The sequence below is a fragment of the Rhizobium sp. L43 genome, assembly GCF_002531725.1.
Classification (GTDB): domain Bacteria; phylum Pseudomonadota; class Alphaproteobacteria; order Rhizobiales; family Rhizobiaceae; genus Rhizobium.
The window spans coordinates 189,986-203,524 of record NZ_NWSQ01000011.1 but is presented as its reverse complement, the minus strand read 5'-3'; the positions used below and the strand labels follow the sequence as shown (position 1 = coordinate 203,524).

Sequence of the window (13,539 nt, the reverse complement as noted above, 5' to 3'; positions counted from 1 at the left end):
ATTTGGCGCCCCTCGTGTCTCCGTGGTTAACATTGGCGTAACGAGATCCGGATAAATCTAGCCACCGCCGCCCTCCGCGGCTTTGTTTTTGCGTTTTCTGGAGTGCGGACGTGTTTCATCGATCAGTCGTATCGATCTCTTTGGCTATTGCCCTTTCATTCCCAGCTTTGGCGGCGGCGCAGGAAAGCGGCCAGCCCTTCTGGTCCGGCGACTGGTATCTGAGCGTCGGCGTTGCCGGCTTCTCCGCCCCGAAATTCGAGGGCTCGTCGCACAATGAATTCAAGTTCAGCCCGCTGATCTCGGTCGGCCGCCAGGGCGCCGGGCCGCGGTTTTCCTCGCGCAACGACAATCCGTCCTTCGCCCTCATCGACAAGGGCGCCTTCCGCGCCGGCATCGTCGGCAAATTCGTGCCGTCGCGCGATGGCGGCGACGACCGTGACTTGAAGGGCTTGAGGAAGGTCAAATGGGGGGCGGAAGCCGGCGGGTTCGTCGAGGTCTACCCCACAGATTTCCTGCGCGCCCGCGCCGAAGTCCGCCAGGGCATCCGCTCTCATGACGGCGTTGTCGCCGATCTCGCCGTCGATGCCTTTACCGATATCGCGCCCAACCTGCAGCTATCAGGCGGTCCGCGCGCGACATTCGCCACCGCAGGCTATTACGACGCCTATTACGGCGTCAGCGCCAAGCACGCGGCGGCAAGCGGTCTTGATCCCTATAAACCGTCGTCGGGTATCCAGTCTTATGGCGCGGGAACGGCCATCACCTGGAAGGCGACCGAAAACCTCTCGGCAAGCTCCTTCCTCGAATATAAGCGGCTGGCGGGTCCCGCCGCCGACAGCAGCCTGGTGCGCGACCGCGGTTCGAAGAATCAGGTCCTGATTGGTGTCTCGGCCACCTACAAGTTCAATTTCTCACTGCAGTGATGGCCGGCGCCCGCGCGTCTTTTCAAATGTGCGGACGCTATAATGCCTTGAATTACCAGAGATTTTATCCCTATGTCGGTTCTGGTCCGGAAAATGATGCAAGGCGCGGCGCGATGATCGCTTCTTGACCGGATCGGCGGCCCGCCGCTAGATAAACGGCATGGAAGATACCGACCACTTCAACGATCGCGTCTCCGACGCGCCTTCGAATAACTGGGTCTACCGGATCCTGCCGCCATGGCTCTGGCCTTATGCGCAGCTGGCGCGCTGGGATCGCCCGATCGGCTGGCAATTGCTGATGTGGCCATGCTTCTGGTCGGCGACACTCGCCGCCAATGCGGCGATCGACCAGGGGCTCTATTCCGGCAGCCTGCTAGTGTCTCACCTTCTCCTCTATTTCATCGGCGCGGTCGCCATGCGCGGCGCCGGCTGCACCTATAATGATCTCGTCGACCACGAGATCGACATGGAAGTGGCGCGCACCCGTTCGCGCCCGCTCCCCTCCGGCCGCGTCACGCGCGCCCGCGCGAAAATCTTCATCGGCCTGCAGGCGCTGGTCGGTCTCTTCGTGCTCTTGCAGTTCAACTGGCTCACCGTCTTTCTCGGCTTGCTCTCGCTCGCCATCGTCGCCTTTTATCCCTACGCCAAACGCTTCACCGACTGGCCGCAATTCTATCTCGGTCTTGCCTTCTCCTGGGGCGCGTTGATGGGCTGGGCCGGCATTTTGGGCGAGCTTTCCTTCGCCGCCATCCTGCTCTATGCCGCCTCCATCGCCTGGACGATCGGTTACGACACGATCTACGCCCATCAGGACAAGGAGGACGACGAGCTGATCGGCGTCCGTTCGACCGCCCGCCTGTTCGGCGACAGGACGCGGCTGTGGCTGATCGGCCTTTATGGGCTGACGCTGGTGCTGATGTTTATGGCTTTCGCGCTCGCCGGCGCCAATCTCATCGCTTTCCTGGCCTTGCTCGGCGCTGCCGGCATGTTCGCCTGGCAGATCGTCCGGCTCGATATCAACGATGCCGACGAGTGCCTGGCGCTGTTCAAATCGAACAACCGCGTCGGCCTGATCATCTTCTTCGGCCTCTTCGTCTCGCTGCTCTTCGCCATTCCCTGATTGGGACGATGCATGAAACGACAAACCCGGCGCGGGCGCCGGGTTTCAAAATGATGCGAAAACCAAGTCCGCGATATCGCTCAGTTGCGGGCGATGATTTCCTTGCCTTCGATCTTCATCGCGACGCCCAGCCGGCCGGTGGTGCGGCGCACGAGGAAGCGCGGACGGCGGTTGGCGAAGTAGGAATGACGGCGGCGCGGCTTGAGATCGCTGGTGCGCAAGGCGCCGATATGCTCTTCGAGCGGACGGGCGATGCCGTCGGCCTCGACCATCAGCATCGGAATGCGGAAGGCTTCGGACCAGCTGCGCCAGTCGGCGGCGATATCGCTGAGATCATGGGCGACGAGCAGCGGAACGCAAAGCTCGGGATCGGCGTGGTGAAGCTCGAGCGTGACGGTAACCTCGCCGTCGCCATGGTCGATGGCGCGGGCGGCGACACCCTTGAAGACGCGCTTCGGCAGCGCAATCGAAAGCGGCAGGCCGCTGGAAGGCAGGACCTTGCGCAGGACCGCGCCGCGTTCGTCGATGGTGATATTGACGTCATCCGAACAATCATGGATGGCGTAGCTGACCTGCTGCGGAAAGCGGGACGGATCGAGGCGTAACGTCGTGCCAGCCCAAGCGGGCTTCATTACGGGATTGTTCATTTCATTCTACCCTTGTCTTACCTGAGAGCCGATTTCCGGTCTTCTCCTTGGGACTTTTCGTCCTCTACGGCCGACAATAGGGGCCCGCCGTTCCGTACAGCTTAAAAATTGCGGTTAAGAAAACTTTGCCTCCTCTGATGGTTATCAAAACCGAATCCGGCAGGGTTTCCGGAAGGTGAACGGTGTGCTGTGCGGAAATGATGCATCCTGAGGTAAGCCTCAGGTAAGCTTTCCATGGCAAAATGGGCTCACCAGCAGTTCGTCGTTCTTTTAGAGATTTTGCCGAAAAGGGCGCTATTCATGATCACGGCTTCCCTCGCTTACACGATCCTGTCGAAGGATATGACGTCCAGCCTCAACAAGGTTGCGTCTCAGGCGACGGTCAAGAAGGATGCCGAGTATTACGCCGACCATATCAACAAGGTCACTTATGTCGACGACTTCCTCGGCGACTACAAGCTCTACAGCTACGCGATGAAGGCCTATGGCCTCGAGGACATGACCTATGCCAAGGCCTTCATGAAGAAGGTGCTGGAAAGCGATCTCACCGACCCCGACAGCTACGCCAACAAGCTCTCCGATACGCGCTACCGCGAATTCGCCGCCGCCTTCAATTTCAATGCGCCCGCCAAGGACGTCCAGACGGACGCGCAGGAGGACGATCTCATCGGCCTCTACAAGCAGTCCTTCATCGATGCCGACAAGGCGGCCGCCACCGAGAGCACCTATTACAGCAACAATATCGACAGCGTGCAGACCGTCGACGATCTGGTCAACAACACCCGGCTGCGCACCTATGTGCTGAAGACGTTCAAGATCGATCCCACCTATGCGTCGAAGGACTTTCTGCGCCAGGTGCTGACGAGCGATCTCAACGACCCCACGAGCGTCGTCAACACGCAGGGCGGCGACAAATACAAGGCGCTTGCCGCCCAGTTCAGCTTCAATGCCGACGGCACCGTCACCGGCACGGCACAGACCGCCGCGCAGAAGGCCTCGGTCATCGAGTCCTACACGCTGAATTCCCAGTCGGTCATCGTCGACAATTCGGTCGGTTCGGATGTCTATTACGTCGGCCAGACGGCGGCCGACTACAACAAGGCCTATTACACGGCGAAGATCGGCACGATCACCAATGTCGACGATCTGGTCGCCGACAAACGCCTGACCTCCTACATCACGACGGCCTACAGCATGGGCGCCGACTTCACCGCGGCCGCGCTGCGCACGGTGCTGACCGATCCCGGTTATGCCCAGCTGATGGGCTTTACCAATGTCTATAATGCTTTCAACTTCAAGGCTGACGGGTCGACCTCCGGCACGGCGCGCGTCCAGTCGGTCGACCAGGCGAACAAGCTGAAATCGGCTGCATCGAGCACGAACAACTATTATTCCGTGACCTCGCAGTCGAGCGCCATCACCAATGTCGACGATCTGCTGGCCGATGACGTGCTGGCGCGTTACATCAAGGATGCCTATGGCCTCGGCACGAATTTCAGCAATGCCGACCTGAAGAATATCCTGACGGATTCGGCCTATGCCGCCGCCCAGGGCCACGCCGATCTCAATGCCGACTTCAACTTTCAGGCGGACGGCTCGATCAACGGTTCGGCGATCCAGACCGCGGCGCAGCGCAAATCGACCACCGACAAGTCGGCGGCGAACGCGACGCATTTCAACAGCATGATCGGCAATGTCACCAATGTCGACGACATCATGTCCGATCCTGTTGCGGTCAGCTATCTCAGAAACAGCATGCAGATCGCCGACAGCGTTTCCGATGCGACGTTGAGGACTTTCCTCGTCGATCCCGCGGCGGCCAGCGCCCAGGGCTACAGCGACGTCCACGATCTCTTCAATTTCAAGACGGACGGATCGGTCGCGACCCTTTACGCCTCGCAGAGCGCTTCACAGAGCGCCAGCACCGCGGGCAAGGCCGACAATGCGGCCGTCTATTACCAGGCGACCATCGCCGGCATCTCCAACGTCGATCAGTTGCTGTCGGACCAGAAGCTGAACAATTTCGTGCGCAACGCCTACGGCATCCCGTCGACCGTCACCGACGTTGCCCTTCGCGCCATCCTGACCGATCAGAGCGGCACCGGCACCTATGCCGACGTCGCCGCCGCCTTCAACTTCAAGGCGGACGGCACGCTCGAGGACGGCATGGCCGCGCAGACGGCCAGCCAGATCAGCAGCACGAAATTTACCGCTTCCGCCCGCACGGACGACTATTCCGCCCGGATGTCGACGATCGCCAATGTCGACGATCTCATCGCCGATGACGCCATCACCAACTTCCTGAAGAGCACCTACAATCTTCCGACCGGCATTTCGAACGCCGATCTGAAGAGCATCCTGACCGATGCGACGGCGGCTGCCGCTGCCGGCCACGCCGATCTCAACGCCGATTTCAACTTCGCCGCCGATGGATCGCTTCCGGTGATGAGTTCGGTCCAGACGGCCGATCAGGCGCAGACCACCAACGACAATTATATGGCCCGTTATGACGACGAGCGCGACGAGGCGATCGACGAGGTGGCCACCAACTACACACGCATGATGGCCGACAGCGGCAGCCTGCTCAACTTCTCCGACATAAAGAGCGTCAACGACTTCCTGCGCAGCAATTCGTCGGCCGATTTCACCAAGAGCAACGATGATCTGCCGGATCCCTATCATGTGGCGCTGCAGGCCTTCGGTCTGACCGACCAGGAAGTGTCGCGCTCGATGATGCGCAAGATCCTGACGAGCGATGCCTACGACCCGAATGGCTATATCGCCTCGCTCAAGGACGAACGGATCACCAACCTTGCCCGCGCCTTCAACTTCGGTCCCGACGGCAAGGCGGCGTCACCCTTCCAGGCGCTTCCCGACGCGACCCTGGCCAAATACGCCACCGACTACAAAGCGCATGTCACCATGCTGCTGAAGGCCGGGCCGGTGAAGGACAAGGCATCGAAGGACGCGACGACCGAGGTCGACTATTTCGCCAAGGGCATGGCGAAGGTGAAGTCGCTCGACGATTTCCTCGATGACAGCCGTCTGACGGATCTGGTGCTGAAGGCGAACAATCTCGACCCGAAGGATTACGACAAGGCGACGCTGAAGAAGATCTTCACATCCGATCCCGACGACAAGAAGAGCTACCTCAACACCAAGGCCGATGCGCGCTTCAAGGATATCGTCGCCGCCTTCAATTTCGACAAGGACGGCAATCTGACCCGCGCCAAGATCGGCACCATCCAGAACAAGGCGGCTGAGGACCATACCCAGCAGCTCTATGTCCAGCAGACGATGGAAAACCAGGAGGGCGAAACCAATGACGGCGTCCGCCTGGCGCTTTATTTCAGCCGCAAGGCCCCGAGCATCACCTCGATCTATTCGCTCCTCGGCGACAAGGCGCTCTACCAGGTCATCACCACAGCCTACAGCCTGCCGTCGCAGATCTCGGGCATGGACGTCGCCAAGCAGGCCGATCTGATCAACCGCTTCGTCAAGCTCGAAGATCTCCAGGATCCAAAGAAGGTCGACAAGCTGCTGCGCCGGTTCACCGCCATGTACGACGTCCAGAACAGCACCCAGCAATCGCCGGCACTGCAGATCCTCACCGGCGGCGGCACGCAGTCGTCCTAGGGCAGTTGAGAGGTTTGGCGGGGAACGGAGAGGCTGCTGCATATCCCGTTCGCCGTCCCTCTCCACCTCATTCCTGTGCTTGTCACAGGAATCCAGCCACGGCGCGTCCGCGCCGTGAATGACTCTCATTCGAGAAGGAAGTCTCCTGCGCCCAAGGACTTGGGCGCACTGGATTCCTGTGACGAGCACAGGAATGAGGGAGGAGAGGAAAGCACCTTTCAAGCAGGCCTTCCATGACGCCCCGCTGCCTTCCACTTTTTCCTGAGGGGAGAAGAGAGGAGACGCTGTCATGACCCCCTTTGCCTCGCAAGCGGGAAAGGTGCCGGCAGGCGGATGCAAGGGGCCGGTCTCGCCGACCTCACACCTCGAGACTGACGACCTTCCCCGGGTTCATGATATTGCCCGGGTCGAAGGCGCGTTTGATGCGGCGCATCAGCTCGATTTCGATCGCCGGCCGGATCGCCGCCAGTTCATCGCGCTTCAGCTGGCCGATGCCGTGTTCGGCAGAGATCGAGCCGCCATGCGCCAGCACCAGCCCATGGACGATGTGGTTCATTTCGCGCCAGCGGGCGATGAAGGCGGCCTTGTCGGCACCGACCGGCTGGGAAATATTGTAATGGATATTGCCGTCGCCCATATGGCCGAAGGCGCAGATGCGAGCGCCGGGCATCGCCGCCATCACAGCTTCTGCGGCCTCGGCCATGAAATGCGGGATCCTCGACACCGGCACGGAAACATCGTGTTTGATCGACCCGCCTTCCGGCTTCTGGGCATCCGACATGCTCTCGCGCATGTGCCAGATCGCCTGCTGCTGCGCTAGGGATGAAGCGATGGCGGCATCGAGCACCAGCCCGGCCTCAAAACCCTGTTCCAGCACGCCGTTCATCATCCGCTCCGCCGTCTCGGCCGAATCCGACGTCGAAATGTCGATCAGCACGTACCAGGGATAGGCCGTTTCCAGCGGATCGCGCACACCGTCGATATGGCGGGTGGTGATCTCGACGCCGAAACGCGGCATCAGCTCGAAACCGGTGAGCGAGGCGCCGCAGAGGCTGGCGGCAAGGTTGAAGAGGCCGAGCGCGTCCTCGACCGAATTCAGCCCGGCAAAGGCCACCTGATGGCCGAGCGGCTGCGGAAAGAGCTTCAGCACCGCGCCGGTGATGATGCCGAGCGTGCCTTCGGCGCCGATGAAGAGGTCGCGCAGGTCGTAGCCGGTATTGTCCTTCTTCAGGCGGCGCAGCCCGTCCCAGATCTCGCCGGTCGGCAGCACCACTTCGAGGCCGAGGCAGAGCTGGCGCATATTGCCGTAGGCAAGCACCGCCGTGCCGCCGGCATTGGTGGAGAGATTGCCGCCGATGCGGCAGGAACCCTCCGAGCCGAGCGACAGCGGAAACAGCCGCCCATGTGCTTCGGCCGCCTTCTGCACCTCGGTCAGGATGGCGCCGCCGTCGGCCACCAGCACGTTCGCCACCGGATCGACGTCGCGGATCCTGTTCATGCGCTCGAGCGACAGGATGATATCGGCCTTGCCGGCACGCGGCGTCTGGCCGCCGACCAGGCCGGTATTGCCGGTCTGCGGCACGATCGCCGTTCCGGTCTCGGTCGCAAGCTTCATGATATCGGAGACTTCCGCGACCGAGCCCGGTTTCAGGAGGAGAGGGGAGGAGCCGTGATAGAGCCCGCGGTTTTCGATCAGGTGCGGCGCAAGATCGGCTTCGCTGGCAAGCGCGTATTTTTCGCCGACGATAGCAGTGAAGCGGGCGAGAAGATCGGTGGAAATGCCGGGGCTGCTCATCAGGTCGATCCTCTCGCTTCTATAAGGTCTGTCAGTCGCGGGGTGCGGCTGCCCGCTGCAGGCGATCGTTGATCGCTTCGCCGAGCCCCTCCTCGGGAATGGGCGAAAAGGCGATGCTCAAAGCGCCGCTGGCATCGGCCCGCTTCATATAGTCGAAAAGATTGGCCGCCGCCTCGGCAAGGTCGCCGCGCGGGCTGAGATCGAGGACGATCCGCGCAGCCTCCGCGCCGGAGACCGCAGCACTGCCGAAGCCGATCAGCGCCTCGCCGGGTTCCACGGCGCGCGCATTGAGGCGCACCGAGGCGCCCGGCGCATAATGCGAGGCAAGCATGCCAGGTGCCTCGATCGCCGCCGATGCCGTCTTCGCCCTGAGCAGCGGCCTGCCTGCGACACGCTCGATATCGCGCGCTGCCAGGCCGCCCGGCCGAAGCAGCCTCAGCCGGTCGCCCTCCACCTTGACGATCGTCGATTCGACGCCGACAGCACTGGGGCCCGCATCGAGGATCAACGGAATCTTCGCCCCGAGATCCGCCTCGACATGGGCGGCACTCGTGGCGCTGATTGCACCCGACGTATTGGCGCTGGGGGCGGCGAGCGGCCGTCCGAAGGCGCCGATCAAGGCGCCGGCAAAACCTTCCGGCACACGCACGCCGACGCTGTCGAGCCCGGCGGTCGCCAGCGAATGGATTGGACTTTGAGGTTTCAGCGGCAGCACCAGCGTCAGCGGACCGGGCCAGAAGGCTGCGGCGAGCGCCCGCGACACGGGATCGAATTCGGCATGTTCCTCGGCCATGGCGAGGTCGGCCATATGGCAGATCAGCGGGTTGAAGCGCGGCCGTCCCTTGGTCTCGTAGATGCGGGTGATGGCCACCGGATTGGTGGCGTCGGCGGCAAGGCCGTAGACGGTCTCGGTCGGAATGGCGATGGCAAAGCCGTCGGCAAGAGCGGCTGAGGCTGCATCGAGTGCTGCCTGTCTGTCTGCCTTGATGTCGATCGTGCGTGCCATGTGCTGCCCGGTAAATTGGTCCCGGCAGTCCTTAGGCTTTCCGCCGCCCGCGATCAATCGCGTTGTTCATTCAGAGCTGGCGGATGATTTCGCGGAGCTGCTCGTTGCGGGCGCCGAGAAGCAGGACGTTGCGGATTGCCGCCTGCGGATCATGGGTGCGGAAGAGCAGGCCGTTGCCGCGCACCGACCGGTCGATGGTCATCTTTTCCACGGAGTTCTCGCCCGGCTTGATGGCGACGGCGAAATACATGCGGGAATAGCCGACATCGATACGTTCGAAGAAATTGTCGTTGTCGCCGATGTCGGAATAGAAATTGGCGATGTAGAAGGCCCAGCTCACCTCTTCGTAATGGGCGAATTTCGTCCGCGCGGCGGTGACGTGGCAGTAGCCGAGATGCGGGCTGTCCTGCAGCGTCCGGTGGAAGATCATCTTCGGAAACTGGATCGAGTGGTGGAAGCCGTTAATGTGCTGATGCGTCTTTTCGCCGGCGACCTGCAGCTTGCGGCCGGTCTTTGCGGCCACCTCGTCATGGGTGAAATAGCGCTTTTCCTCGGCCAGCCAGTGCCGCCGCTCGCGGGGGATGCGGCCGGTGCGCAAGAATTCGGAATGCGCGGCAACCAGCTGCGGCTCCTGCGATTTGCTCGCTTCTTTCGCATCGAAATAACGGAGTTTGGCCATCGGTCGCGTTCTTCGGTCGGTCTTCGATCAGCCGCAGGATAGGGCCGTATGCTTAAGGCGATGTTAAAATCGCCGGCTGGCCGGGCCGGCGGAAAGGGCAAATGCCGGCAGATGTCGCAAACGCGACGGAGGCGGCCGACCTCTTTGCGCAACGGGCCTTTACGCCATGTCGCAATTGACGATAATTGCCTGGAGAGTCGGGCGATAGGGTCGACCGGGACAGGCCGTTTCAAGCCTTGCCGCATCCTGTCGTCAATTTCGAAGCCGATGTCGCATTACAACCAAGCGGCAGCCATGCCAGGTGATTAAATGGCGCCATGAACAATTCTCCCGAAGGAGAAGGAAGCGGGCGCGCTTCCGCCGGCCCTCCGATCGAGGGTGGCAACCGGGTGCACGAGGACATGAAGATGGATATTCGCAGCAACGTTTTGCGTCAGCTCAAGAACCGCCAGGAGGGCTTCAGCCTCGAACGGCCGTTCTACATCGACGAGGATTATTTCCAGCTCGACATGGAGATGATCTATTACCGCGACTGGCTGTTCATCGGCCATGATTGCGAACTGCCGAAGCCGGGCGCCTATGTCACCGTGCAGATCGGCAGCTATCCCGTCGTCATGGTCCGCGGCAAGGACAATGTCATCCGCGCCTTCCACAACAGCTGTCGCCATCGCGGCTCGCGCGTCTGCACCAAGGAGCACGGCTCCTCCGTGCGTCTCGTCTGTCCCTATCATCAGTGGACCTATGATCTCGAAGGCAAGCTCGCCTTCGCCCGCCACATGGGCGATGATTTCGATAAGACCGGCTTCAATCTGAAGCCCGTCCATTGCGAGGTCGTCGCAGGCTATGTCTTCATCTGCCTCGCCAACACCGCTCCGGATTTCCAGACGGTGCGCGACAAGATCGAACCCTATGTCGCGCCGCACCGGATCAGCGAGAGCAAGGTCGCCTTCCAGAGCACGATCATCGAGAAGGGCAACTGGAAGCTCGTCTGGGAAAACAACCGCGAGTGCTATCACTGCGCCGCCAATCACCCCGAACTCTGCCGCACCTATCCCGAAGCCCCGAGCGTCACCGGCACGGATGGCGGCGCCGACGATCCGGAGATCGCCGGCCATTGGGCGCGCTGCGAGGCCGCCGGCCTGCCGAGCAAATTCCAGATCTCGCCGGACGGCCAGTTCCGCACCGCTCGCATGCCGCTGATCGAAGATGCCGAGAGCTACACCATGTCGGGCAAGCGCGCCGTCAAGCGCCCGCTCGCCGACGATATTTCGATCAGCCATATCGGCACCATGCTGCTCTTCCACTACCCGACGACCTGGAACCACCTGCTCGGCGACCACGCCATCTCCTTCCGCGTGCTGCCGCTCAGCGCCAACGAGACGGCGGTGACGACCAAGTGGCTGGTCCACAAGGACGCCGTCGAAGGCGTCGATTACAATCTCGAGGAACTGACCCACGTCTGGACCGAGACCAACGATCAGGATCGCCGCATCGTCGAGGAGAATGCCTTCGGCATCCACTCGCCCGCCTATGAGCCCGGTCCCTATTCCTCCCTGCACGAGGGCGGCGTCATGCAGTTCCTCGAATGGTATTCGAACTTCATGGTGAACCGCCTGCAGGGCGATCAGGCGAAAATATCCGCCGTGGCCTGATCGCATCGCCGGCGCCGGTTAATGTCCGGTTCAGTTCAGCCTCGCTAAAACAGGAAGCGGCCGGCCCCGGCCGCTTCTGGAACCATTCAGGCCCGAAAGCGTTGCTGGGCAGGCGGTGATCGCTGTTGAATGGGAGATGAAGCAATGATCGGGCTGAGAAATAAGATCGCGACCGCCGTTCTGGCCGCCGCCGTCGTTCTGACAGGCTTTGTGCCGTCGCAGGCAATCCAGATGCCCACCGCCCCACAGGTGGAAAAATCCTCCGCCGTCGAGAATGTCCAATACCGCCGCTACTATCGCCCCGGCTATCGTCCGGGCGCCTACTACCGGCCGGGCTATCGCCCCGGTGCCTACTACCGGCCCGGCTACTATGGCGGCTATCGCGGATATAGCTATTACCGCCCGGGCTATCGCCGCTACAACGGCTTCTGGTATCCGCTCGCCGCCTTCGGCGCCGGCGCGGTCATCGTCGCCCCGCGCTACGCTGCGCCCCGCCTGGGTTCAAGCCACGTCGCCTGGTGCGCCAACCGCTACCGGTCCTATCGCGCCTACGACAACACGTTCCAGCCCTATAACGGCCCGCGCCAGCAGTGCTATTCGCCGTATTGATGAGGCATGGGAAGCGTGACGCGCTTCCGATCGCTCAGTGTCAATGCGGTGTGATGCGGTAGGTGCAACGCCGCGCCATCCGCTGTGTCGGCGGCGAGTTTGGCTGGAACGATTCCCCACCCTCCGTCATCCTCGGCCTTGAGCCGAGGATCCATGCCCACCGCTGATGGAGGAGGGCTACGTGGACCCTCGGGTCAGGCCCGAGGATGACGGAGTGTGGAGTGATCTCTGTGGCAAGTACCGCGACGTTTGATGGAATAGGAGCGAACTCTCCGACGGTTACGCCGAACCTTTCCCCCTCAAAGAATATCCACCCGCCGCAGCAGCCACCAGGCAAACGCAATCGACGCGACGATCAGGGCGACCGCATATTCCGTGCCGTAGTCGCCGACGGCGAAGGGCAGGTTGGCGGTGTTCATGCCGAAGAAACCCGTCACCAGGGTCGGCGGCAACAGGAAGGCGGTCATGATCGACAGCAGATAGAGGTGGCGGTTGGTTTCGGAGGATTGTTTCGAATCGATTTCTTCGTGCAGCAGGCGCGCCCGGTCCTGCAGCGCATAGATATCGTGGTCGACCGTTTCCAGCCGGCTCGTCAGCCGCCGCGCCACATCGTCGAAGCCGAAGGGCATCTCGTCGTCGTCGGCCGCCGCCGCCCGGCGCATCAGCGCCAGCACGGTGCGCAGATGCCGATGGAGCCTGACCACGGTTCGCCGCACCGGCGCCAGGCGCCGGCGCTCGTCGCGCTGCGCACTGTCGTAGACGATATCCTCGATCTGGTTCAGTTCTTCGGTGAGTTCGATGACGATCGCGATCAGCGTGCGCTGGAACTCGATCACCAGCAGTTCGAACAGATCGACCGGCCGGGAGAATTTGCCCGGGTTCTTCTCGATCAGCGCCCGCGCCCGTTCGACGCTGCGCAGCGGCTGCAGCCTGGTGGTGATGATGAAGCGGTCGGACATGGCGAAATGCAGCCAGCCGAGATTGTTGGTGTCCTGGGCGAAATCGCGCTGGCAATCGACGAGCGTGCCATAGAGCATCTGCTCGTCGACGGTGATGGCCGCATGCGTGTCACGCGTCGTCAGCGCCGATTTCGCATCCTCCGTCAGCCCGTCCAGCGTCTCGAGCAAGGCCGGCACGCGGGCGTCGACAAGGTTGAGGTGCAGCCAGTAGAAACAATTGTCGGCGGTCAGCTCCGCCACCGTCGCACTGTTGTTCAGCCGCACCGCGGTCTTTTCGTCGGGCGAGAAGCGATAGGCCCAGACGAAACCGGGTATGTTGACGGGCAATGTATCCATTGGTCGCCGATCCTTTGCGAAGGCGATTTCATTCCTAGAGTGTCTCCATGACGGCTATTTATGCAAGGGTGCAAGGGCCAAGCGCCATGCCGGATGAATTATCGTCAAATGAGTTATCGCATGATGGCCGAGGAAATCGAAATTGACGTTTACGTAAAAATCAATTAGCCCTTTGCC

The 13,539-nt window shown here is 61.7% G+C and carries 10 protein-coding genes; 5 read left to right on the top strand and 5 right to left on the bottom strand.

Translation table 11 applies throughout. The features are described 5' to 3' along the window. Positions 1–110: 110 nt before the first annotated feature. On the top strand, positions 111–923 hold the full coding sequence (locus CO667_RS16665; RefSeq protein ID WP_097619409.1) for a MipA/OmpV family protein: 813 nt from the start codon (positions 111–113) through the stop codon (positions 921–923). 160 nt (positions 924–1,083) lie between these two features. Further along, the gene (gene ubiA / locus CO667_RS16660; RefSeq protein ID WP_097619408.1) at positions 1,084–2,043 is read left to right on the top strand and encodes a 4-hydroxybenzoate octaprenyltransferase; all 960 of its coding nucleotides are present in this window, start codon (positions 1,084–1,086) and stop codon (positions 2,041–2,043) included. 80 nt (positions 2,044–2,123) lie between these two features. On the opposite strand, the gene CO667_RS16655 is transcribed toward ubiA, so the two are convergent. Next, the gene (locus CO667_RS16655; protein ID WP_097619407.1) at positions 2,124–2,690 is read right to left on the bottom strand and encodes a DUF6101 family protein; all 567 of its coding nucleotides are present in this window, start codon (positions 2,688–2,690) and stop codon (positions 2,124–2,126) included. A 300-nt stretch (positions 2,691–2,990) separates the two neighbouring features. Between CO667_RS16655 and CO667_RS16650 the strand changes: the two genes are divergently transcribed. After that, positions 2,991–6,326, top strand: coding sequence for a DUF1217 domain-containing protein (locus CO667_RS16650; protein ID WP_097619406.1), 3,336 nt, complete (start codon positions 2,991–2,993; stop codon positions 6,324–6,326). 358 nt (positions 6,327–6,684) lie between these two features. Here the strand turns inward: CO667_RS16650 and CO667_RS16645 are convergent, their stop codons facing one another. The 3 genes from CO667_RS16645 to CO667_RS16635 form a co-directional block, all read right to left on the bottom strand. Next, complete coding sequence (locus CO667_RS16645) at positions 6,685–8,121, bottom strand: FAD-binding oxidoreductase (protein WP_097619405.1); 1,437 nt, start codon at positions 8,119–8,121, stop codon at positions 6,685–6,687. 31 nt (positions 8,122–8,152) lie between these two features. After that, complete coding sequence (locus CO667_RS16640) at positions 8,153–9,127, bottom strand: L-threonylcarbamoyladenylate synthase (RefSeq protein WP_097619404.1); 975 nt, start codon at positions 9,125–9,127, stop codon at positions 8,153–8,155. A 70-nt stretch (positions 9,128–9,197) separates the two neighbouring features. Beyond that, complete coding sequence (locus tag CO667_RS16635) at positions 9,198–9,806, bottom strand: DUF6656 family protein (RefSeq protein WP_097619403.1); 609 nt, start codon at positions 9,804–9,806, stop codon at positions 9,198–9,200. Positions 9,807–10,213: 407 nt separating this feature from the next. Between CO667_RS16635 and CO667_RS16625 the strand changes: the two genes are divergently transcribed. After that, positions 10,214–11,458: an aromatic ring-hydroxylating dioxygenase subunit alpha gene (locus CO667_RS16625; protein ID WP_097619442.1), complete on the top strand. Its 1,245-nt coding sequence runs from the start codon at positions 10,214–10,216 to the stop codon at positions 11,456–11,458. 144 nt (positions 11,459–11,602) lie between these two features. Beyond that, positions 11,603–12,067, top strand: coding sequence for a BA14K family protein (locus CO667_RS16620; protein WP_097619402.1), 465 nt, complete (start codon positions 11,603–11,605; stop codon positions 12,065–12,067). Positions 12,068–12,366: 299 nt separating this feature from the next. Here the strand turns inward: CO667_RS16620 and CO667_RS16615 are convergent, their stop codons facing one another. Next, positions 12,367–13,362: a transporter gene (locus CO667_RS16615; RefSeq protein ID WP_097619401.1), complete on the bottom strand. Its 996-nt coding sequence runs from the start codon at positions 13,360–13,362 to the stop codon at positions 12,367–12,369. Between the last annotated feature and the right edge of the window lie 177 nt (positions 13,363–13,539).

Coding starts and splice junctions, on each gene's coding strand:
- ubiA (WP_097619408.1), top strand. CDS start 1,084: ATGGAAGATACCGACCACTTCAACGATCGCGTCTCCGACGCGCCTTCG.
- CO667_RS16655 (WP_097619407.1), bottom strand. CDS start 2,690: ATGAACAATCCCGTAATGAAGCCCGCTTGGGCTGGCACGACGTTACGC.
- CO667_RS16650 (WP_097619406.1), top strand. CDS start 2,991: ATGATCACGGCTTCCCTCGCTTACACGATCCTGTCGAAGGATATGACG.
- CO667_RS16645 (WP_097619405.1), bottom strand. CDS start 8,121: ATGAGCAGCCCCGGCATTTCCACCGATCTTCTCGCCCGCTTCACTGCT.
- CO667_RS16640 (WP_097619404.1), bottom strand. CDS start 9,127: ATGGCACGCACGATCGACATCAAGGCAGACAGACAGGCAGCACTCGAT.
- CO667_RS16635 (WP_097619403.1), bottom strand. CDS start 9,806: ATGGCCAAACTCCGTTATTTCGATGCGAAAGAAGCGAGCAAATCGCAG.
- CO667_RS16625 (WP_097619442.1), top strand. CDS start 10,214: ATGGATATTCGCAGCAACGTTTTGCGTCAGCTCAAGAACCGCCAGGAG.
- CO667_RS16620 (WP_097619402.1), top strand. CDS start 11,603: ATGATCGGGCTGAGAAATAAGATCGCGACCGCCGTTCTGGCCGCCGCC.
- CO667_RS16615 (WP_097619401.1), bottom strand. CDS start 13,362: ATGGATACATTGCCCGTCAACATACCCGGTTTCGTCTGGGCCTATCGC.